The 22,338-nt window shown below is 55.2% G+C and carries 8 protein-coding genes, 5 tRNA genes and 6 rRNA genes; 12 read left to right on the top strand and 7 right to left on the bottom strand.

Annotation, left to right across the window (positions count from 1 at the left end; translation table 11 throughout):
- Window positions 1-11: 11 nt before the first annotated feature.
- The gene (locus AB3G31_RS02600) at window positions 12-1,919 is read right to left on the bottom strand and encodes an ATP-binding cassette domain-containing protein (RefSeq protein WP_367848680.1); all 1,908 of its coding nucleotides are present in this window, start codon (window positions 1,917-1,919) and stop codon (window positions 12-14) included.
- A 573-nt stretch (window positions 1,920-2,492) separates the two neighbouring features.
- Here AB3G31_RS02600 and AB3G31_RS02605 point away from each other — a divergent pair.
- From AB3G31_RS02605 to rrf (AB3G31_RS02650), 10 genes are all read left to right on the top strand, one after another.
- Window positions 2,493-4,029 (top strand): 16S ribosomal RNA (locus AB3G31_RS02605).
- 123 nt (window positions 4,030-4,152) lie between these two features.
- Window positions 4,153-4,229: transfer RNA gene (locus AB3G31_RS02610), tRNA-Ile, on the top strand.
- A gap of 27 nt (window positions 4,230-4,256) precedes the next feature.
- Window positions 4,257-4,332 (top strand) — tRNA-Ala (locus AB3G31_RS02615).
- Between the two features lie 397 nt (window positions 4,333-4,729).
- Window positions 4,730-7,611 (top strand): 23S ribosomal RNA (locus AB3G31_RS02620).
- 143 nt (window positions 7,612-7,754) lie between these two features.
- Window positions 7,755-7,867, top strand: a 5S ribosomal RNA gene (gene rrf / locus AB3G31_RS02625).
- Window positions 7,868-8,227: 360 nt separating this feature from the next.
- Window positions 8,228-9,764, top strand: a 16S ribosomal RNA gene (locus tag AB3G31_RS02630).
- Window positions 9,765-9,887: 123 nt separating this feature from the next.
- Window positions 9,888-9,964, top strand: a tRNA-Ile gene (locus AB3G31_RS02635).
- A 27-nt stretch (window positions 9,965-9,991) separates the two neighbouring features.
- Window positions 9,992-10,067, top strand: a tRNA-Ala gene (locus AB3G31_RS02640).
- A 397-nt stretch (window positions 10,068-10,464) separates the two neighbouring features.
- Window positions 10,465-13,346, top strand: a 23S ribosomal RNA gene (locus AB3G31_RS02645).
- A 143-nt stretch (window positions 13,347-13,489) separates the two neighbouring features.
- Window positions 13,490-13,602 (top strand): 5S ribosomal RNA (gene rrf / locus AB3G31_RS02650).
- Together the 16S, 23S and 5S rRNA genes with 4 tRNA genes alongside form the textbook arrangement of a ribosomal RNA operon.
- A gap of 63 nt (window positions 13,603-13,665) precedes the next feature.
- Here the strand turns inward: rrf (AB3G31_RS02650) and AB3G31_RS02655 are convergent.
- On the bottom strand, window positions 13,666-13,839 hold the full coding sequence (locus AB3G31_RS02655) for a transposase (protein ID WP_367848681.1): 174 nt from the start codon (window positions 13,837-13,839) through the stop codon (window positions 13,666-13,668).
- Window positions 13,840-14,557: 718 nt separating this feature from the next.
- Between AB3G31_RS02655 and istA the strand changes: the two genes are divergently transcribed.
- Both istA and istB read left to right on the top strand, forming a co-directional pair.
- The gene (gene istA, locus AB3G31_RS02660; protein ID WP_367848682.1) at window positions 14,558-16,090 is read left to right on the top strand and encodes an IS21 family transposase; all 1,533 of its coding nucleotides are present in this window, start codon (window positions 14,558-14,560) and stop codon (window positions 16,088-16,090) included.
- A complete protein-coding gene (istB, locus tag AB3G31_RS02665) occupies window positions 16,083-16,988 on the top strand; it encodes an IS21-like element helper ATPase IstB (RefSeq protein ID WP_367848683.1) in 906 nt (301 codons plus the stop codon). Before istA ends, istB begins: the two co-directional genes overlap by 8 nt.
- Before the next feature lie 289 nt (window positions 16,989-17,277).
- Here the strand turns inward: istB and AB3G31_RS02670 are convergent.
- From AB3G31_RS02670 to rsmB, 5 genes are all read right to left on the bottom strand, one after another.
- A tRNA-Phe gene (locus AB3G31_RS02670) sits at window positions 17,278-17,353 on the bottom strand.
- 23 nt (window positions 17,354-17,376) lie between these two features.
- A complete protein-coding gene (locus AB3G31_RS02675) occupies window positions 17,377-18,060 on the bottom strand; it encodes a response regulator (RefSeq protein WP_367848684.1) in 684 nt (227 codons plus the stop codon).
- Window positions 18,061-18,107: 47 nt separating this feature from the next.
- Window positions 18,108-20,396 carry an ATP-binding protein gene (locus tag AB3G31_RS02680; RefSeq protein WP_367848685.1) on the bottom strand — a complete coding sequence of 763 codons (2,289 nt, stop codon included), beginning with the start codon at window positions 20,394-20,396 and terminating at the stop codon, window positions 18,108-18,110.
- Window positions 20,393-20,911, bottom strand: coding sequence for a DUF4390 domain-containing protein (locus AB3G31_RS02685; RefSeq protein WP_367848686.1), 519 nt, complete (start codon window positions 20,909-20,911; stop codon window positions 20,393-20,395). The genes AB3G31_RS02680 and AB3G31_RS02685 overlap by 4 nt, the downstream gene beginning before the upstream one ends.
- Window positions 20,912-20,984: 73 nt before the next feature.
- Window positions 20,985-22,295 carry a 16S rRNA (cytosine(967)-C(5))-methyltransferase RsmB gene (gene rsmB / locus AB3G31_RS02690; protein WP_367848687.1) on the bottom strand — a complete coding sequence of 437 codons (1,311 nt, stop codon included), beginning with the start codon at window positions 22,293-22,295 and terminating at the stop codon, window positions 20,985-20,987.
- Between the last annotated feature and the right edge of the window lie 43 nt (window positions 22,296-22,338).

Raw genomic sequence — 22,338 nt, forward strand, 5'->3', positions numbered from 1 at the left:
AACGATAGCGATCACGCGCTCAGCATTTCCCAGCGTTCCAATGCAGCCAGCAGCTGCTCGTCAATGTGCGCATTGCGCTGGCCCAGGGTGGTGGCGCGCGCGGCATCGGTGGCGTAGATGCTGCCATCGGCCAGGGTGGCGGTGATCTCGGCTTGCTCTTTTTCTAGCGCCGCGATCTGTTCTGGCAGGCCATCGAGCTCACGCTGCTCCTTGAAGCTGAGCTTGCGGGCCTTGGGGGCCACGGCGGCGGTGACCGGCTTTTGCTCTGTATTTGATAGCTTCTCCTGCGCTTCTGGTGGGCGCTGGGGCGTATTTTTCCTATTGGTTTCTGCAATCAACTTGGCACGCTTGCTCTGGATCAGCCAGTCCTGCACGCTGCCTTCGTATTCACGCCAGAAGCCAGGCCGCTCCTCGGGTTCGTGGGCAATGATGCTGGTGACCACGTTGTCCAGGAAGGCCCGGTCGTGGCTGACCAGAAACACCGTGCCGTCGTAGTTCTGCAGCAGGTCTTCCAGCAGTTCCAGCGTGTCGATGTCCAGGTCATTGGTGGGTTCGTCCAGCACCAGCACATTGGCCGGGCGGGCAAACAGGCGCGCCAGCAGCAAACGGTTGCGTTCACCACCCGACAGCGAGCGCACGGGCGAGTTGGCACGTGCCGGGGAAAACAAGAAGTCGCTCAGGTAGCTTTTGACGTGCTTGCGCTGGTTGCCGATTTCAATCCACTCGCTGCCCGGGCTGATGAAGTCCTCCAGCGTGGCGTCCAGGTCGAGCGCATTGCGCATCTGGTCGAAGTAAGCCACCTGCAGGTTCGCACCCTGGCGGATCTTGCCGCTGTCGGGCTGGATCTCGCCCAGGATGAGCTTGAGCAGGGTGCTCTTGCCCGCACCGTTGGCCCCCAGAAAGCCGACCTTGTCGCCGCGCAGAATCACGTCGCTGAAGCCCTGCACGATGACCTTGTCGCCAAACGCCTTGCTCACATTGGTCAGTTCGGCCACGATCTTGCCACTGGACTGGCCCGAGGCCACATCCAGGTTCACGCTGCCCTGGGCATCGCGGCGGGCGGCCCGGCTGGAGCGCAGCGCTTCCAGGCGTACCACGCGGCTTTGGCTACGGGTACGGCGCGCGGCCACACCCTGGCGGACCCAGACTTCTTCCTGCGCCAGCAGCTTGTCGGCCTTGGCGGAGATCACCGCTTCCTGCGCCAGTTGTTCATCTTTTTGCAGTACATACTGTTCAAAGTTGCCAGGATACGAGTTGAGCTTGCCCCGGTCGAGTTCCACAATGCGGGTCGCGACGCGGTTCAGGAAGCTGCGGTCATGGGTGATGGTGATCAGGCTGCCCTTGAAGTCGATCAACAGGTCTTCCAGCCATTCGATGGAATCCAGGTCCAGGTGGTTGGTCGGCTCATCGAGCAGCAGCACGTCGGGCTTGGCCACCAGGGCCTGGGCCAGTGCCACACGCTTCTTGGTGCCGCCCGACAGGGTGCCGACAATCGCCTCGGGGTTCAGATGCAGGCGGTGCAGGGTTTCTTCGACGCGCTGCTCCCAGTTCCAGGCATCGAATGCCTCGATCTGCGACTGCAAGGCATCCAGATCCACGCCGTCGGCACCCGACAGATAGAGGTCTCGCGCAGCTATGACGCTGGCCAGGCCCACGCTGGCAGACTTGAACACCGAGTCTTCGGGGTTCAACACCGGTTCCTGGGCCACGTAGGCAATGCGCAGACCTTGCTGCACGTGCATTGCACCGTCATCGGGCTTTTCCAGGCCACCCAGGATCTTGAGCATGGACGACTTGCCCGCTCCATTGCGGCCAATCAGACCCACACGCTCCGTGGTTTCAAGGGAAAAAGCGGCTCTATCGAGAAGTGCGACGTGTCCAAAAGCCAGTTGGGCGTCGAGTAGGGTAATAAGTGCCATGTTGGGGGGATTATCCGGCCTGCGGGTTTCATCCCTTGGAGGCCGACCAGGGGAGGTGGCGTCTTTCATCGACAGGGTGGGCCGTTTCGGCGTGGAGCCAGTGCACCGCGGGCAATGAACTCGTACGGTTTGCGGCGTTGTCCAACTTTTAATTGCTGGTCGGCAAGAGATCGGTACAAACCATGCTAAAGTCTAAGGCTGCGCTGATGAAACACAGCAATGTGCAGAATGCGAAAGCAAGGTTTGGGTTTATTCTCAAACGCACTGCAGCAGGCAGGCAAGAAAGTTAAATTTCTTGCAGGATGCTCTAAAAAGCATGCTAGAATACAAGGCTTCGCTGATCACAGCGAGTTGGACAAAGTGGTGTAAAAGCTGCGATGTTGATCCTTAAAAATATACAGCCGATAAGCGTGGGCGTTTGAATGCGATTGCCAAGTTCTTCGGAACTAGTGCTTAGCACTACAAACGCTCATGAAGTAAAAGAAGATGTGAATATCAGAAATGAAGTTCATGTCAATTCCAATTTATGAGTGGCCCCTGGTGGTAAAAGTCAGGGGCAAAAAATTCAAGATCGAACTATAGAGTTTGATCCTGGCTCAGATTGAACGCTGGCGGCATGCCTTACACATGCAAGTCGAACGGCAGCACGGGAGCAATCCTGGTGGCGAGTGGCGAACGGGTGAGTAATATATCGGAACGTGCCCAGTCGTGGGGGATAACGCAGCGAAAGCTGTGCTAATACCGCATACGATCTCTGGATGAAAGCGGGGGACTCGCAAGAGCCTCGCGCGATTGGAGCGGCCGATATCAGATTAGCTAGTTGGTGGGGTAAAAGCCCACCAAGGCGACGATCTGTAGCTGGTCTGAGAGGACGACCAGCCACACTGGAACTGAGACACGGTCCAGACTCCTACGGGAGGCAGCAGTGGGGAATTTTGGACAATGGGCGCAAGCCTGATCCAGCAATGCCGCGTGCAGGATGAAGGCCTTCGGGTTGTAAACTGCTTTTGTACGGAACGAAACGGTCTGCCCTAATACGGTGGGCTAATGACGGTACCGTAAGAATAAGCACCGGCTAACTACGTGCCAGCAGCCGCGGTAATACGTAGGGTGCGAGCGTTAATCGGAATTACTGGGCGTAAAGCGTGCGCAGGCGGTTATATAAGACAGATGTGAAATCCCCGGGCTCAACCTGGGACCTGCATTTGTGACTGTATAGCTAGAGTACGGTAGAGGGGGATGGAATTCCGCGTGTAGCAGTGAAATGCGTAGATATGCGGAGGAACACCGATGGCGAAGGCAATCCCCTGGACCTGTACTGACGCTCATGCACGAAAGCGTGGGGAGCAAACAGGATTAGATACCCTGGTAGTCCACGCCCTAAACGATGTCAACTGGTTGTTGGGTCTTCACTGACTCAGTAACGAAGCTAACGCGTGAAGTTGACCGCCTGGGGAGTACGGCCGCAAGGTTGAAACTCAAAGGAATTGACGGGGACCCGCACAAGCGGTGGATGATGTGGTTTAATTCGATGCAACGCGAAAAACCTTACCCACCTTTGACATGTACGGAAGCCTTTAGAGATAGAGGCGTGCTCGAAAGAGAGCCGTAACACAGGTGCTGCATGGCTGTCGTCAGCTCGTGTCGTGAGATGTTGGGTTAAGTCCCGCAACGAGCGCAACCCTTGTCATTAGTTGCTACATTTAGTTGGGCACTCTAATGAGACTGCCGGTGACAAACCGGAGGAAGGTGGGGATGACGTCAAGTCCTCATGGCCCTTATAGGTGGGGCTACACACGTCATACAATGGCTGGTACAAAGGGTTGCCAACCCGCGAGGGGGAGCTAATCCCATAAAACCAGTCGTAGTCCGGATCGCAGTCTGCAACTCGACTGCGTGAAGTCGGAATCGCTAGTAATCGTGGATCAGAATGTCACGGTGAATACGTTCCCGGGTCTTGTACACACCGCCCGTCACACCATGGGAGCGGGTTCTGCCAGAAGTAGTTAGCCTAACCGCAAGGAGGGCGATTACCACGGCAGGGTTCGTGACTGGGGTGAAGTCGTAACAAGGTAGCCGTATCGGAAGGTGCGGCTGGATCACCTCCTTTCTGGAAACTGCAGTCAAATTTGAATGCCCACACTTATCGGTTGTTGGAAGGTTGTCGCGAGGACAATTGTGGGAAAAAGGCCATTGGTCAGATTCTCGGAGTTGCTCTGAGAGCGACCGGCTTGGGTCTGTAGCTCAGTTGGTTAGAGCACCGTCTTGATAAGGCGGGGGTCGTTGGTTCGAAACCAACCAGACCCACCATCCATTCAACAACACTGCCGTTTTTGTGGGGGTGTAGCTCAGCTGGGAGAGCGGCTGCTTTGCAAGCAGTAGGTAGCGGGTTCGAGTCCTGTCACCTCCACCAATAATTTGGTGCTTATATATTCAACACCAAAGTGGCTTTTAACGAGGCTACTTTGTTGTTGATCAATATCTATTGATCGATATAAATTAACCGTAAGGTTAATCGGCTGTTCATTAAAAATTCATAGAGTTTAATCAGCGTTGCTAACCGTTTAGCTACCTCTGGGAAACTGCACATTCGTAAAGGTTTAGTGCAGACCGTGCCCGGTGGTGGTGGTTAGTGACAAATTTTTGATTGCGTCAAAACGAATATCAGACTTTAGTTTGAAATTCAAAATTAACGATGAAGACTCGAAAGAGTTGTAGTTGTTTACGGCATAACGCGATTGGTGAAAGACCAATCAGACATTCCTTGAAGACAATGGCGATGTTTCTGTAAGGAGACGTCAAAGTTATAGGGTCAAGTGAATAAGAGCATGTGGTGGATGCCTTGGCAATGATAGGCGACGAAAGACGTGATAGCCTGCGATAAGCTTCGGGGAGCTGGCAAATTAGCTTTGATCCGGAGATTTCTGAATGGGGAAACCCACCCTTAGGGGTATCGCATGATGAATACATAGTCATGCGAGGCGAACCGGGTGAACTGAAACATCTCAGTAGCTCGAGGAAAAGACATCAACCGAGATTCCGAAAGTAGTGGCGAGCGAAATCGGAAAAGCCTGTTAGTGATAGCGCGACTGTTAACGGAATAGCTTGGAAAAGCTAGCCATAGCGGGTGATAGCCCCGTACGTGAAAACAGACGCGTGGTACTAAGTTAACGACAAGTAGGGCGGGACACGAGAAATCCTGTCTGAATATGGGGGGACCATCCTCCAAGGCTAAATACTCATCATTGACCGATAGTGAACTAGTACCGTGAGGGAAAGGCGAAAAGAACCCCGGGAGGGGAGTGAAATAGATCCTGAAACCGCATGCTTACAAAAAGTAGGAGCCTTGAAAGGGGTGACTGCGTACCTTTTGTATAATGGGTCAGCGACTTACATTCAGTGGCAAGCTTAACCGAATAGGGAAGGCGTAGGGAAACCGAGTCCGAATAGGGCGATTCAGTCGCTGGGTGTAGACCCGAAACCAAGTGATCTATCCATGGCCAGGATGAAGGTGCGGTAACACGCACTGGAGGTCCGAACCGACTAGTGTTGCAAAACTAGCGGATGAGCTGTGGATAGGGGTGAAAGGCTAAACAAACTTGGAAATAGCTGGTTCTCTCCGAAAACTATTTAGGTAGTGCCTCAAGTATTACCGTCGGGGGTAGAGCACTGTTTTGGCTAGGGGGTCATGGCGACTTACCAAACCAATGCAAACTCCGAATACCGACGAGTACAGCTTGGGAGACAGAGCACCGGGTGCTAACGTCCGGACTCAAGAGGGAAACAACCCAGACCGCCAGCTAAGGTCCCTAAAATTGGCTAAGTGGGAAACGAAGTGGGAAGGCTAAAACAGTCAGGATGTTGGCTTAGAAGCAGCCATCATTTAAAGAAAGCGTAATAGCTCACTGATCGAGTCGTCCTGCGCGGAAGATGTAACGGGGCTAAGCCAGTTACCGAAGCTGCGGATTTGCAATTTATTGCAAGTGGTAGGAGAGCGTTCTGTAGGCCTGTGAAGGTGGCGGTGTAAACCCTGCTGGAGGTATCAGAAGTGCGAATGCTGACATGAGTAGCGTTAAAGGGGGTGAAAAGCCCCCTCGCCGTAAGCGCAAGGTTTTCTACGCAACGTTCATCGGCGTAGAGTGAGTCGGCCCCTAAGGCGAGGCAGAGATGCGTAGTTGATGGGAAACAGGTCAATATTCCTGTACCGATGTGTAGTGCGATGTGGGGACGGAGAAGGTTAGCTCAGCCAACTGTTGGATATGTTGGTTCAAGCCTGTAGTCGTGCCTGGTAGGTAAATCCGCCGGGCTTAGATGAGGGGTGATAACGAGGCTGCTTGCAGCCGAAGTGAGTGATACCCTGCTTCCAGGAAAAGCCACTAAGCTTCAGCTACACACGACCGTACCGCAAACCGACACTGGTGCGCGAGATGAGTATTCTAAGGCGCTTGAGAGAACTCAGGAGAAGGAACTCGGCAAATTGACACCGTAACTTCGGAAGAAGGTGTGCCTCTAGTAGGTGAAGTCCCTTGCGGATGGAGCCCAACGGGGTTGCAAAAAATCGGTGGCTGCGACTGTTTATTAAAAACACAGCACTCTGCAAACACGAAAGTGGACGTATAGGGTGTGACGCCTGCCCGGTGCTGGAAGATTAAATGATGGGGTGCAAGCTCTTGATTGAAGTCCCAGTAAACGGCGGCCGTAACTATAACGGTCCTAAGGTAGCGAAATTCCTTGTCGGGTAAGTTCCGACCTGCACGAATGGCGTAACGATGGCCACACTGTCTCCTCCTGAGACTCAGCGAAGTTGAAATGTTTGTGATGATGCAATCTCCCCGCGGAAAGACGGAAAGACCCCATGAACCTTTACTGTAGCTTTGTATTGGACTTTGAACAGATCTGTGTAGGATAGGTGGGAGGCTTTGAAGCAGGGTCGCTAGATCTTGTGGAGCCAACGTTGAAATACCACCCTGGTGTGTTTGAGGTTCTAACCTAGGTCCATTATCTGGATCGGGGACAGTGCATGGTAGGCAGTTTGACTGGGGCGGTCTCCTCCCAAAGCGTAACGGAGGAGTTCGAAGGTACGCTAGTTACGGTCGGACATCGTGATGATAGTGCAATGGCATAAGCGTGCTTAACTGCGAGACTGACAAGTCGAGCAGATGCGAAAGCAGGACATAGTGATCCGGTGGTTCTGTATGGAAGGGCCATCGCTCAACGGATAAAAGGTACTCTGGGGATAACAGGCTGATACCGCCCAAGAGTTCATATCGACGGCGGTGTTTGGCACCTCGATGTCGGCTCATCTCATCCTGGGGCTGTAGCCGGTCCCAAGGGTATGGCTGTTCGCCATTTAAAGAGGTACGTGAGCTGGGTTTAAAACGTCGTGAGACAGTTTGGTCCCTATCTTCCGTGGGCGCTGCAGATTTGAGGAAGCCTGCTCCTAGTACGAGAGGACCGGAGTGGACACACCTCTGGTGTATCGGTTGTCACGCCAGTGGCATTGCCGAGTAGCTAAGTGTGGAAGAGATAACCGCTGAAAGCATCTAAGCGGGAAACTCGTTTCAAGATGAGATCTGCCGGGGCCTTGAGCCCCCTAAAGAGTCGTTCAAGACCAGGACGTTGATAGGTCAGGTGTGGAAGCGCAGTAATGCGTTAAGCTAACTGATACTAATTGCTCGTGCGGCTTGACCCTATAACTTTGATTCCAAGCAATTGGTTTGAAGGACTAGTTATGCCAAGTGACGCATTCAAAAACATATCCGGTGAGATGCCGGAGCTGATTAAATCTCTATGAATTCGTTGTCCTGACGCATGTCAGGGCGGCAACAAGTTATGCCTGATGACCATAGCGAGGTGGTACCACTCCTTCCCATCCCGAACAGGACAGTGAAACGCCTCTGCGCCGATGATAGTGCGGGTTCCCGTGTGAAAGTAGGTCATCGTCAGGCTATTACAGCAAGAAACGCCCAGTCCAGCGGACTGGGCGTTTTCTTTAGTGCTACTTGGCAGCACTAAAGAAAACGCAAAACGTTTTTATGTGTGCTAAAAAGCATGCTAGAATACAAGGCTTCGCTGATCACAGCGAGTTGGACAAAGTGGTGTAAAAGCTGCGATGTTGATCCTTAAAAATATACAGCCGATAAGCGTGGGCGTTTGAATGCGATTGCCAAGTTCTTCGGAACTAGTGCTTAGCACTACAAACGCTCATGAAGTAAAAGAAGATGTGAATATCAGAAATGAAGTTCATGTCAATTCCAATTTATGAGTGGCCCCTGGTGGTAAAAGTCAGGGGCAAAAAATTCAAGATCGAACTATAGAGTTTGATCCTGGCTCAGATTGAACGCTGGCGGCATGCCTTACACATGCAAGTCGAACGGCAGCACGGGAGCAATCCTGGTGGCGAGTGGCGAACGGGTGAGTAATATATCGGAACGTGCCCAGTCGTGGGGGATAACGCAGCGAAAGCTGTGCTAATACCGCATACGATCTCTGGATGAAAGCGGGGGACTCGCAAGAGCCTCGCGCGATTGGAGCGGCCGATATCAGATTAGCTAGTTGGTGGGGTAAAAGCCCACCAAGGCGACGATCTGTAGCTGGTCTGAGAGGACGACCAGCCACACTGGAACTGAGACACGGTCCAGACTCCTACGGGAGGCAGCAGTGGGGAATTTTGGACAATGGGCGCAAGCCTGATCCAGCAATGCCGCGTGCAGGATGAAGGCCTTCGGGTTGTAAACTGCTTTTGTACGGAACGAAACGGTCTGCCCTAATACGGTGGGCTAATGACGGTACCGTAAGAATAAGCACCGGCTAACTACGTGCCAGCAGCCGCGGTAATACGTAGGGTGCGAGCGTTAATCGGAATTACTGGGCGTAAAGCGTGCGCAGGCGGTTATATAAGACAGATGTGAAATCCCCGGGCTCAACCTGGGACCTGCATTTGTGACTGTATAGCTAGAGTACGGTAGAGGGGGATGGAATTCCGCGTGTAGCAGTGAAATGCGTAGATATGCGGAGGAACACCGATGGCGAAGGCAATCCCCTGGACCTGTACTGACGCTCATGCACGAAAGCGTGGGGAGCAAACAGGATTAGATACCCTGGTAGTCCACGCCCTAAACGATGTCAACTGGTTGTTGGGTCTTCACTGACTCAGTAACGAAGCTAACGCGTGAAGTTGACCGCCTGGGGAGTACGGCCGCAAGGTTGAAACTCAAAGGAATTGACGGGGACCCGCACAAGCGGTGGATGATGTGGTTTAATTCGATGCAACGCGAAAAACCTTACCCACCTTTGACATGTACGGAAGCCTTTAGAGATAGAGGCGTGCTCGAAAGAGAGCCGTAACACAGGTGCTGCATGGCTGTCGTCAGCTCGTGTCGTGAGATGTTGGGTTAAGTCCCGCAACGAGCGCAACCCTTGTCATTAGTTGCTACATTTAGTTGGGCACTCTAATGAGACTGCCGGTGACAAACCGGAGGAAGGTGGGGATGACGTCAAGTCCTCATGGCCCTTATAGGTGGGGCTACACACGTCATACAATGGCTGGTACAAAGGGTTGCCAACCCGCGAGGGGGAGCTAATCCCATAAAACCAGTCGTAGTCCGGATCGCAGTCTGCAACTCGACTGCGTGAAGTCGGAATCGCTAGTAATCGTGGATCAGAATGTCACGGTGAATACGTTCCCGGGTCTTGTACACACCGCCCGTCACACCATGGGAGCGGGTTCTGCCAGAAGTAGTTAGCCTAACCGCAAGGAGGGCGATTACCACGGCAGGGTTCGTGACTGGGGTGAAGTCGTAACAAGGTAGCCGTATCGGAAGGTGCGGCTGGATCACCTCCTTTCTGGAAACTGCAGTCAAATTTGAATGCCCACACTTATCGGTTGTTGGAAGGTTGTCGCGAGGACAATTGTGGGAAAAAGGCCATTGGTCAGATTCTCGGAGTTGCTCTGAGAGCGACCGGCTTGGGTCTGTAGCTCAGTTGGTTAGAGCACCGTCTTGATAAGGCGGGGGTCGTTGGTTCGAAACCAACCAGACCCACCATCCATTCAACAACACTGCCGTTTTTGTGGGGGTGTAGCTCAGCTGGGAGAGCGGCTGCTTTGCAAGCAGTAGGTAGCGGGTTCGAGTCCTGTCACCTCCACCAATAATTTGGTGCTTATATATTCAACACCAAAGTGGCTTTTAACGAGGCTACTTTGTTGTTGATCAATATCTATTGATCGATATAAATTAACCGTAAGGTTAATCGGCTGTTCATTAAAAATTCATAGAGTTTAATCAGCGTTGCTAACCGTTTAGCTACCTCTGGGAAACTGCACATTCGTAAAGGTTTAGTGCAGACCGTGCCCGGTGGTGGTGGTTAGTGACAAATTTTTGATTGCGTCAAAACGAATATCAGACTTTAGTTTGAAATTCAAAATTAACGATGAAGACTCGAAAGAGTTGTAGTTGTTTACGGCATAACGCGATTGGTGAAAGACCAATCAGACATTCCTTGAAGACAATGGCGATGTTTCTGTAAGGAGACGTCAAAGTTATAGGGTCAAGTGAATAAGAGCATGTGGTGGATGCCTTGGCAATGATAGGCGACGAAAGACGTGATAGCCTGCGATAAGCTTCGGGGAGCTGGCAAATTAGCTTTGATCCGGAGATTTCTGAATGGGGAAACCCACCCTTAGGGGTATCGCATGATGAATACATAGTCATGCGAGGCGAACCGGGTGAACTGAAACATCTCAGTAGCTCGAGGAAAAGACATCAACCGAGATTCCGAAAGTAGTGGCGAGCGAAATCGGAAAAGCCTGTTAGTGATAGCGCGACTGTTAACGGAATAGCTTGGAAAAGCTAGCCATAGCGGGTGATAGCCCCGTACGTGAAAACAGACGCGTGGTACTAAGTTAACGACAAGTAGGGCGGGACACGAGAAATCCTGTCTGAATATGGGGGGACCATCCTCCAAGGCTAAATACTCATCATTGACCGATAGTGAACTAGTACCGTGAGGGAAAGGCGAAAAGAACCCCGGGAGGGGAGTGAAATAGATCCTGAAACCGCATGCTTACAAAAAGTAGGAGCCTTGAAAGGGGTGACTGCGTACCTTTTGTATAATGGGTCAGCGACTTACATTCAGTGGCAAGCTTAACCGAATAGGGAAGGCGTAGGGAAACCGAGTCCGAATAGGGCGATTCAGTCGCTGGGTGTAGACCCGAAACCAAGTGATCTATCCATGGCCAGGATGAAGGTGCGGTAACACGCACTGGAGGTCCGAACCGACTAGTGTTGCAAAACTAGCGGATGAGCTGTGGATAGGGGTGAAAGGCTAAACAAACTTGGAAATAGCTGGTTCTCTCCGAAAACTATTTAGGTAGTGCCTCAAGTATTACCGTCGGGGGTAGAGCACTGTTTTGGCTAGGGGGTCATGGCGACTTACCAAACCAATGCAAACTCCGAATACCGACGAGTACAGCTTGGGAGACAGAGCACCGGGTGCTAACGTCCGGACTCAAGAGGGAAACAACCCAGACCGCCAGCTAAGGTCCCTAAAATTGGCTAAGTGGGAAACGAAGTGGGAAGGCTAAAACAGTCAGGATGTTGGCTTAGAAGCAGCCATCATTTAAAGAAAGCGTAATAGCTCACTGATCGAGTCGTCCTGCGCGGAAGATGTAACGGGGCTAAGCCAGTTACCGAAGCTGCGGATTTGCAATTTATTGCAAGTGGTAGGAGAGCGTTCTGTAGGCCTGTGAAGGTGGCGGTGTAAACCCTGCTGGAGGTATCAGAAGTGCGAATGCTGACATGAGTAGCGTTAAAGGGGGTGAAAAGCCCCCTCGCCGTAAGCGCAAGGTTTTCTACGCAACGTTCATCGGCGTAGAGTGAGTCGGCCCCTAAGGCGAGGCAGAGATGCGTAGTTGATGGGAAACAGGTCAATATTCCTGTACCGATGTGTAGTGCGATGTGGGGACGGAGAAGGTTAGCTCAGCCAACTGTTGGATATGTTGGTTCAAGCCTGTAGTCGTGCCTGGTAGGTAAATCCGCCGGGCTTAGATGAGGGGTGATAACGAGGCTGCTTGCAGCCGAAGTGAGTGATACCCTGCTTCCAGGAAAAGCCACTAAGCTTCAGCTACACACGACCGTACCGCAAACCGACACTGGTGCGCGAGATGAGTATTCTAAGGCGCTTGAGAGAACTCAGGAGAAGGAACTCGGCAAATTGACACCGTAACTTCGGAAGAAGGTGTGCCTCTAGTAGGTGAAGTCCCTTGCGGATGGAGCCCAACGGGGTTGCAAAAAATCGGTGGCTGCGACTGTTTATTAAAAACACAGCACTCTGCAAACACGAAAGTGGACGTATAGGGTGTGACGCCTGCCCGGTGCTGGAAGATTAAATGATGGGGTGCAAGCTCTTGATTGAAGTCCCAGTAAACGGCGGCCGTAACTATAACGGTCCTAAGGTAGCGAAATTCCTTGTCGGGTAAGTTCCGACCTGCACGAATGGCGTAACGATGGCCACACTGTCTCCTCCTGAGACTCAGCGAAGTTGAAATGTTTGTGATGATGCAATCTCCCCGCGGAAAGACGGAAAGACCCCATGAACCTTTACTGTAGCTTTGTATTGGACTTTGAACAGATCTGTGTAGGATAGGTGGGAGGCTTTGAAGCAGGGTCGCTAGATCTTGTGGAGCCAACGTTGAAATACCACCCTGGTGTGTTTGAGGTTCTAACCTAGGTCCATTATCTGGATCGGGGACAGTGCATGGTAGGCAGTTTGACTGGGGCGGTCTCCTCCCAAAGCGTAACGGAGGAGTTCGAAGGTACGCTAGTTACGGTCGGACATCGTGATGATAGTGCAATGGCATAAGCGTGCTTAACTGCGAGACTGACAAGTCGAGCAGATGCGAAAGCAGGACATAGTGATCCGGTGGTTCTGTATGGAAGGGCCATCGCTCAACGGATAAAAGGTACTCTGGGGATAACAGGCTGATACCGCCCAAGAGTTCATATCGACGGCGGTGTTTGGCACCTCGATGTCGGCTCATCTCATCCTGGGGCTGTAGCCGGTCCCAAGGGTATGGCTGTTCGCCATTTAAAGAGGTACGTGAGCTGGGTTTAAAACGTCGTGAGACAGTTTGGTCCCTATCTTCCGTGGGCGCTGCAGATTTGAGGAAGCCTGCTCCTAGTACGAGAGGACCGGAGTGGACACACCTCTGGTGTATCGGTTGTCACGCCAGTGGCATTGCCGAGTAGCTAAGTGTGGAAGAGATAACCGCTGAAAGCATCTAAGCGGGAAACTCGTTTCAAGATGAGATCTGCCGGGGCCTTGAGCCCCCTAAAGAGTCGTTCAAGACCAGGACGTTGATAGGTCAGGTGTGGAAGCGCAGTAATGCGTTAAGCTAACTGATACTAATTGCTCGTGCGGCTTGACCCTATAACTTTGATTCCAAGCAATTGGTTTGAAGGACTAGTTATGCCAAGTGACGCATTCAAAAACATATCCGGTGAGATGCCGGAGCTGATTAAATCTCTATGAATTCGTTGTCCTGACGCATGTCAGGGCGGCAACAAGTTATGCCTGATGACCATAGCGAGGTGGTACCACTCCTTCCCATCCCGAACAGGACAGTGAAACGCCTCTGCGCCGATGATAGTGCGGGTTCCCGTGTGAAAGTAGGTCATCGTCAGGCTATTACAGCAAGAAACGCCCAGTCCAGCGGACTGGGCGTTTTCTTTAGTGCTACTTGGCAGCACTAAAGAAAACGCAAAACGTTTTTAATCAATCTGATCTGCTTCTCAATCCAATTGTTGCCCACTGTAACTTGCGCGTGACCTGGGAACAGGGTCAGCGCTTCCCAACTCCGAACGTTGTGGTCCAGTGCTTTAGTCGTCGCGGATCCATCGGGCACCTGCTGTCGCTGCAGCATAGGCGCGCGGCAATCCCCTGTTGACCACGGGCGAAGGCCATGGTTGATGTCAAAGAGTGATGGGCTGCCAGCGATGCAGCACCAAGTCTTCCACTCGGCCGGCCCTGTGCATTGGCAGCCCAAGTCAGCACATCCTTCAGGTAGGCATAGGGGTCATGCCAACTCATGCGTGTTGACTACACTAGACTCATCATCACCGCCGTAGCCAGTTGGCCCGCGGTATGCGTACGGCCAACTCATCTTGATTGTAAGCGCGCGGCGAACCCATCTTGATGTGAGTGCAGCGCTCTCGCAAGATCGTGTGCACGCAACAGATCGTGCACACCATGCTCAAAGAATCGGAGGCTTCCAGATATTCCACTCGGCGCACGCATCGGACACACACACGCCGGAGTTCAAGGCCGAGTTGGTGAGGGCTTGCCAACAGCCTGGTACCTCCATCGCGGCATTGGCGGGGGAACATGCAATGTGCTGCACCGCTGGCTCAAGGAACACCAGCGCAGTGGCTGTCATCAACTGGCCAAGCCCCGCATGCCCACCATCGCGCAGGACCCATCCCCGGCTCCCGCCTTCATTGCATTGGCGTTGCCCCCCGTAACTCCTATGTGTTAGTGCCGATCCAAAACTGACCAGCTAAACCGCAAAGTGCCAATCCAAAATTGACCAGGGTGTTCCACTGACCTGCTGAAACTTTCAGCAGGGATTCAAGGTGATCACCATGGACATGATTGGCAAGGTCAGGCGCATGAAGTTGCGCGACCAACTCTCCCTTAGCGAGATCGCGAAGCGCACAGGTTTGTCGCGTAACACGGTCAAGAAGTGGCTCAAGGTGCCCCGCGAGGCCGTCCCAAAGTACGAGCGGGGCAAGCAGGAAGGCAAGCTCACTTCCTTCGAGGCCACCCTGCACCAGGCCCTCACGACCGACAGCCATCGCCCCAAGCAGGGCCGGCGCAGTGGCCGGGCCCTGTTCGCCCAGATCCAGGCCCAGGGTTACCGCGGCGGCTACAGCGCCGTCACCGACTACATCCGCCGCTGGCGGATCGAGTCGGCATCCAGTCCGACCAAAGCCTTTGTCCCGCTCAGTTTCGAGTTGGGCGAAGCCTTCCAGTTCGACTGGAGCGACGAGGCCATGGTCGTCGGCGGCGTGTTCTACAACGTCCAGGTGGCCCACCTGAAGCTGTGCGCCAGCCGGGCCTTCTGGCTGGTGGCCTATCCCAGCCAAGGCCACGAGATGCTGTTCGATGCACACACGCGGTCGTTCCAGGCGCTGGGTGGCGTCACCCGGCGTGGCATCTACGACAACATGCGCACCGCCGTGGACAAGGTGCAGCGCGGCAAGCAGCGCATCGTCAACGCCCGCTTCGCCGCCATGTGCAGCCACTACCTGTTCGACCCCGACTTCTGCAACGTCGCCTCGGGCTGGGAGAAAGGGGTGGTCGAGAAGAACGTGCAGGACAGTCGGCGCCGCATCTGGATCGAAGCTGGCACCCGGCGCTTCGGCTCCTTCATCGAGCCCAATGCCTGGCTGGGCGAGCGTTGCCGTTCCGTCTGGGCCGATACCGCGCACCCGATTCACCGGCAGTTCACAGTGGCCGAGATGTTGGAGCTGGAGAAAGTCCACTTGATGTCCATGCCGGCCCCGTTCGATGGCTACGTCGAGCGGCTGGCCCGGGTCAGCAGCACCTGCCTGGTGGCGGCCGCCCGCAACCGTTATTCCGTGCCCTGTGAATGGGCCGGCCACATCGTCAGCACCCGGGTCTATCCTGGCCGGATCGACGTAGCCACGGCCGACGCCGTTGTGGCCAGCCATGCCCGGCTGCCCGGCAGTGGCCAGACCAGCTACGACTGGCAGCATTTCATCGAGCTGGTGCAGCGCAAGCCGGGCTCCTTGCGCAACGGCACGCCGTTTCTGGACCTGCCGGCGCCACTGCTGCGCTTGCGCCAATCCCTGCTCCGCCATCCGGGCGGCGACCGGGCCATGGACCAGGTGTTGGCAGCCGTGCCACAGGCAGGATTGGAGGCTGTTCTGGTGGCCGTCGAACTGGTGCTTGAAGGTATGGCGCCCAGCGGCAGCATCAGCGTCGAGCATGTGCGCAACGTGCTAGCTCGGTTGAAAAACCCCATCACCCCGGAGCAGGCGCAGACCTCGCTGCGACTCAGCCAGGTGCCGATTGCCGACACGGCACGCTACGACCGGCTGCGACCGACCCATCTGGATCGTCTGGACGGACAGGAGGTCGGCCATGCGTGACACCACCACCGATGTGCAGGCGCAACTGAAGGCGCTGCGGCTCAACGGAATGGCCGCGGCCTGGGCCGACCTGACCGAGCAAGGGGGCGATACCACCCTGGCCGCTTCCCGCTGGCTGGTGGAACACCTGCTACAGGCCGAGGATGCTGACCGGGCCATGCGTTCGATTACCCACCAGATGAAGTCGGTCCGCTTCCCCATACACCGTGACCTAGCCGGGTTCGACTTCGCCGTCTCGCAGGTCGACCAGAGGTTGGTTCAAAAGCTGGCCGACCTGGCGTTCACCCAGGATGCGCAGAACGTGGTGCTGGTCGGTGGGCCGGGCACCGGCAAGACCCATCTGGCCACAGCGTTGGGCATCTCGGGATTGACCCGGCACGGCAAGCGGGTGCGCTTCTACTCGACGGTCGACCTGGTCAATGCCCTGGAGCAGGAGAAGTCCCAGGGACGCGCTGGGCGCATTGCCATGAGTCTGGTGCGCATGGACCTGGTGGTGCTGGATGAATTGGGTTACCTGCCGTTCAGCCAGGCTGGTGGAGTCCTCTTGTTCCACTTGTTGTCCAAGCTGTACGAACACACCAGCGTGATGATTACCACCAACCTGACGTTTGCCGAGTGGTCCAGTGTGTTCGGCGACGCCAAGATGACAACGGCCTTGCTCGACCGGCTGACTCACCACTGCCACATCATCGAGACCGGCAACGAGTCCTACCGGTTCCGGCACAGCACGCATGAAGCCAAGGGACGCATCAAGACGCGGGAGCAAGCCAGGAAGGAGGAGGCCAGTCGAGGAACACAAGCCCGCGATACCGTGGAGGAAGGGGCCTCGCCTGACGGCTCGGGAACAGAACAAACCAATGCAAGAAAAGGAGGCCCAACCGAGGCAGACAGCCTATAGTTATCCACAGTCGGCCTTCACGGAGGCCGTTCTAGCACCTGGTCAAAATTCGATTGACACTGGTGGTCAAGATTGGATCGGCTCTAACAACATCGCCTTGATGGCTAGCCACGATGTCCAAGTCCTTGAGGTGGACTTGGACGCAATGACGCAATCAACGGCCATCCTGGCGCAGTGGACTTCTGACACGGGAGCCAGAAACTACGCCAGAAAACAAAAAAGCAGCCTGTTTTACGGGCCGCTTTTTTGACTACTCCCTGCTAACCTGTTGATTAGTAAGAAGATTTTTTGGTGGCCTGGGGCGGAATCGAACCACCGACACAAGGATTTTCAATCCTCTGCTCTACCGACTGAGCTACCGGGCCAAGACTTAAATTATATACCGAAATTACCCCCGTTTTCCACGGGCGAGATCAACTCCGAGTTGTTTTAATTTGCGATATAGATGTGTGCGCTCCAGGCCGGTTTGTTCTGCAACACGGGTCATGGATCCACCTTCTTGGGCAAGATGAAATTCGAAGTAGGCCTTTTCAAAACCATCGCGTGCTTCCCTTAGCGGTTTGTCCAAGTCAAAGGTCTGCTGTGACTGGGGGCCAAGGAGGCTGGTGCTGGAGAGGGCACCAGGCATGCTGCTGAGCATTTCCAAGGGGACGACCCGGTTGTCCGAATGGGCTTGCAAGACAGGTACCGGCGCGGCTTTGCGTGTGGCGTTGCGCGTCAGCGCTTGCTCGACTGCTTTCAACAGCTTTTGCAGGGTAATGGGCTTTTCCAAAAACGAGAAGGCCCCGATACGTGTGGCTTCTACCGCAGTGTCGATGGTGGCATGGCCACTCATCATGATGACGGGCATCGTCAAGGCACCTGCGGCGGCCCATTCCTTGAGCAGGGAGACACCATCGGTGTCGGGCATCCAAATGTCTAGCAGCACCAAGTCAGGGCGGGATTGCAACCGGGCGATACGTGCCTCTGCCGCATTTTCTGCCAGTTCGACGTTGTGCCCTTCATCATTCAGGATTTCAGAAAGCAGGTCGCGAATACCGAGTTCATCGTCAACTACCAGAATGTTTGCCATGATTGAAGCGCGGGTCCCCGGATGAAAATACAGCGGTGTGGCCGTTGTTAAGTTGCCACTTTAAGGTGGATGCTGAATGATAACGATACTTGCGCACCATCCACCACGCCATTGACGATACGGTTTGATAAGTCGATGCGCGCACCGTGCTCATCTGCGATTTTTTTCACCACAGCCAGCCCCAATCCCGTGCCGCGGCTCTTGGTGGTGACGTACGGTTCAAATGCACGCTTGAGGATATGCTCGGGAAAGCCTGTACCTTGGTCTAGCACCACGAGTCGCACACGCTGTGACGCTGAGGCCCATTGGGTGCGTACGACGACACTCGGAGTCGTACCGGGCCGGTGGGCTGCTTCAGTAGCATCCTGTGCGTTTTGCAGAAGGTTATGAATGACTTGGCGTAACTGCTCCGCATCCCCCAGAATCCACGGGCAGCCGCTTTCGAGTTGCGCAACCACAGTGATCGGTGCAGTTTCGTGCTCATAGAGCTGCAGCACGTCCTGGACGAGTGAGTTGAGATCCAAAGGCTTGAGGTCTGCGGCTGGAAGACGGGCATAGTCACGGAATTCATTGACCAGGCGCTTCATGGCATCGACCTGGTCTACGATGGTTTTCACAGACTTTTTAAGCAGTATCTGCTCGGGCTCGCCGACTTTATTCAAAAGCTTCATTTCCAGCCGTTCCGCAGAAAGCTGGATGGGTGTCAGTGGATTTTTAATCTCATGCGCCAGACGACGCGCTACTTCACCCCATGCCTGGGCCCGCTGGGCCGATACGATCTCAGAAATATCATCAAAGACCAATAGGCGGTTGCTGCCGGGCAGTTCAGCACCTCTAGCTACCAAAGTAATAGCATCTTGGGAGAAAGGTGATGGGGTGGCGTTCAGCTCGAAAGATTGCTGCCAATGGTCGAGTCCATGGTGGATCTGCTCACTCAAAAATGCCGAAAATTGCGCGTGCACACCTTTGGCGAATTCGCCCATGCCGTCAATGTCGGCCAGCGCTTTGCCTTCAAGAGCCGCCAGGGGGACGCGCAAAATACGGGTGGCACCGGGATTGCTGGATTGGATGGTGCCCTTGGCATCCAGAACGATGACGCCGGAGGTCAGGTTGTCCAAAATTGTCTGAAGGTTGGCCCGGGCGGCGCTGACCTGCGACATGCTTTGGTCTACGGCCGAGCGGGCATCGGATAGCTGCTGGGTCATGTCGGCGAAAGAGCGGGTGAGGCCACCCAATTCATCGCGACCCTGCCATACGGCTTTTGGTGTCAAGTCACCGGCAGCGACCTGGCGCACGCCTTCGGCCAGCAGCAGCAGCGGTCGAGCGAGCTGGTTGCCCAGTAGCACGGCCAGCAGCACGGCCCCGAAGACAGCAAGAAACAGGCTTAAAGTCAGCGTGCCGATATACATGCGCTTCAGTCCCGTGCGGGCCAGCGCCCGTTCCTGGTATTCCCGGTTGGCGGTTTGTACCGCCATGGCATTGGCCACAAGGGGTGCGGGCAGGCTTTGCACGACTTGCAAAAAACGCGGCTCGGCCAGCAAGCCTACGCCTTTGCTGGACACCAGTGCCAGGGCCTTGATGTGGGCCATGGGCGGCTCCGCCCCAGGGGTAAGACCCAGATCATCCAGGCCTTCGATGACCGCTACCGCACGCTGTGTGCGCACATTGCGCAACTGCTGGGGACTGGGCCGCTCAGGGTTGAGCAGGAAGCGTGATTGGCCGACGCTGGCAATCAGCTGTCCACCTGCGCTCCACAACATCACATCGCTCACATCCAACTGGTCCCGAATGTGTTCCAGGGTGAGGCCGGAAGCCGCATCAGGCACTCCGGACAACTGCCCGCTGGCGTTGCGGGCTTTGTCCGCCAGGTCATTGGCCAGGATATCGAGCGTCGCGCGACCCAGGTTGACCCCCGCGTCCAGGGCGGTTTCCACTTTGACATCGAACCAACTCTCGATGGACCGGGATACGAATTGGTACGACACCACATAGATTAGCAAGCCCGGCATCAAGCCGACCAACGCGAAAATAGTGGCCAATTTCACCAGCAAACGGCTGCCGAACTTGCCGCGCCGCAAGCGCATCCATAGCCGCACTGCCATCCAGGAGATCACTGCCAGCAACACGCCGGCCACCACCACGTTCACCGCAAACAGGCGTGCATAGTTGCGTTCGTACATCTCTCGGTTGTTGGTGGACTGGGTCAGCAGTAGCAGCAGAATCAGGCCAATCGCCATGACCACCACTGCTCCGACAATCCAGGCCCAGCGCAATGCCCGCGGGTTGGCAAAGGTTCGGTACCTGGATGCCGGCGCCTCAGCAGGTTGTTGGCTCACTTGGCTGCATCCGGTGAGAGGCGCAGGTTGCGGCTGCCGGACAGGCTCCAGTCGGATTGGCCCATGGCGCCAATCTGGAAAGGGCGTGGGAGCTGCGATACGTCGAGTCGAAAGCTGAATTCGGCGTGGGTCTTGCCGTCAAAGTCGACATCGGTGGCATCGGCGATGCGCCAGCGTGAAAACCGCTGTATGTTGGCCAGGGCGTCGGCGAGCGACTCGAAGTTCTGGTTCAGCACCACACCCAAGCCGCTATTGCCCATGGCGGAGGGGCCGACATTCAGGCGCCAGCGCCGGGTTAGCGGTTGGTAGGCCAGTCGCATGTAGCGGGCCTGGCTGGCCACGGCTTTGTCCGACCAGTACCAGCGGTCTCGTAGCACCTCGATCTCGGCCACGAAAAACATCGGAATGCCTTTGTGCAGCGCATCTTCCACCAGGCTGGGGAGTTCGAACTTCAAATTGGCAGAAAAAAACACCCCTGAATCATTGCGCTCGATTTGCATCTGGTTGATTTCCACCAGTGTGCTCTGCGCCCGAGCAAAGGGCAAATAGCACAATAAAAGGTAGACGCACCAGCGCACCACGGCCCATTTAGGTCGCATTTTTTTCCAGTAGGGCGTAAAAGAATCCATCGTTGTCACGGATACGATTGTCCGGGACTGCTTCGTCCAAATCCCATGTACGGGGCAGTAAATGGCCGGGAGACGGTAGCAAACGGGCATCGGTGTGGTGTGCAAGAAACGTTTCGATCTGGTCTTGCCCCTCGGCACGGAATACCGAGCAGGTGCAATACAGCAAACGACCACCGGAACGTACCAGCGGCCAGAGTTGTCGCAAGAGGCTCGCCTGCAGGCGGGCCAATTGGGCAATATCGGTTTCGCGGCGCAGCCAGCGTACATCGGGATGGCGGCGCACGATGCCCGATGCCGTGCACGGTGCGTCGAGCAAAATGGCATCAAAGGGGCGTCCATCCCACCAGGTTGCAGGCTGGTTGGCATCGGCCACCAGTACCGTGGCCTGTAGGCCCTGTCGCTCCAGATTGCGCTGGACGCGCTCGCAACGGATGGGGTCGATGTCGAGCGCCGTCACCTCGGCCGGGACTATTTCAAGCAGATGGACCGTTTTACCGCCAGGAGCGGCGCAGGCATCCAGAATACGCAAGGGCTGGCGCGTGTCCATACCGTCGAGAAGCAGCGGCGCCGCCATTTGGGCGGCTGCATCCTGGACCGATATAGCACCGTCGGAAAATCCTGGAATGTCTTGTACCGATCTGGCGCGGGCCAAGGCCAAACCCGAGTCTCCCACCAAGCTTGCTTCAATATTGATAGCTGCTAGCGCTGATTGAATAAGCGCAGGAGTCGTTTTTCTTACATTAACCCGTAACGTCATAGGCGCATGCTGGTTGTTTGCCTGCAGGATCTCCTGCCAGCGTTGCGGCTGTTCATTTTTCAGCCGCTGTATCCACCACCGGGGGTGGTTCCACACAGCGACCGGGTCGCGGTCGGTGGCCGCCACCAGCGCTTCGCGTTCCCGCAAAAATCGGCGCAGGCAGGCATTGATAAAACTCGCTTGGGCTTTGGCTGGGCCCCGGTTGGCGGCTTCCACGGTTTGGTCCACCAGGGTGAATGCTTCGTAGGGTGCATCGGACTCTTGCCATGCCAGAGCCAGAGCCGTGCACAGCAACGCGTCGGCAGCGGGCGGGGGCGGGCGCTTGGCCAACTGCGCGCGCAAGGCTTCGGCGCGGCCGAGGTTGCGCAAACTATGGAATACCAGGGACTGCACACCTGGACGCAACGGACCTTCTACAGCCGCCAACGCCGGTGTGGCGGAGGCTCCGTTGCGGATGGCATGCAAAACCTCTGCTGTTGCCAGTAGCTGACGCCAAAGGGGGATCTGCGCCATGTGACCGCTGGGGAAGGGCGCGCTTGGGCGGGGGACGGGTCAT

It is taken from the genome of Rhodoferax sp. WC2427 (assembly GCF_040822085.1).
Lineage (GTDB): Bacteria > Pseudomonadota > Gammaproteobacteria > Burkholderiales > Burkholderiaceae_C > Rhodoferax_B.

Excerpts from the sequence above, each read along its gene's own strand:
- AB3G31_RS02600 (WP_367848680.1), bottom strand. The coding sequence starts at position 1,919 with ATGGCACTTATTACCCTACTCGACGCCCAACTGGCTTTTGGACACGTC.
- AB3G31_RS02655 (WP_367848681.1), bottom strand. The coding sequence starts at position 13,839 with ATGCTGCAGCGACAGCAGGTGCCCGATGGATCCGCGACGACTAAAGCA.
- istA (WP_367848682.1), top strand. The coding sequence starts at position 14,558 with ATGGACATGATTGGCAAGGTCAGGCGCATGAAGTTGCGCGACCAACTC.
- istB (WP_367848683.1), top strand. The coding sequence starts at position 16,083 with ATGCGTGACACCACCACCGATGTGCAGGCGCAACTGAAGGCGCTGCGG.
- AB3G31_RS02675 (WP_367848684.1), bottom strand. The coding sequence starts at position 18,060 with ATGGCAAACATTCTGGTAGTTGACGATGAACTCGGTATTCGCGACCTG.
- rsmB (WP_367848687.1), bottom strand. The coding sequence starts at position 22,295 with ATGGCGCAGATCCCCCTTTGGCGTCAGCTACTGGCAACAGCAGAGGTT.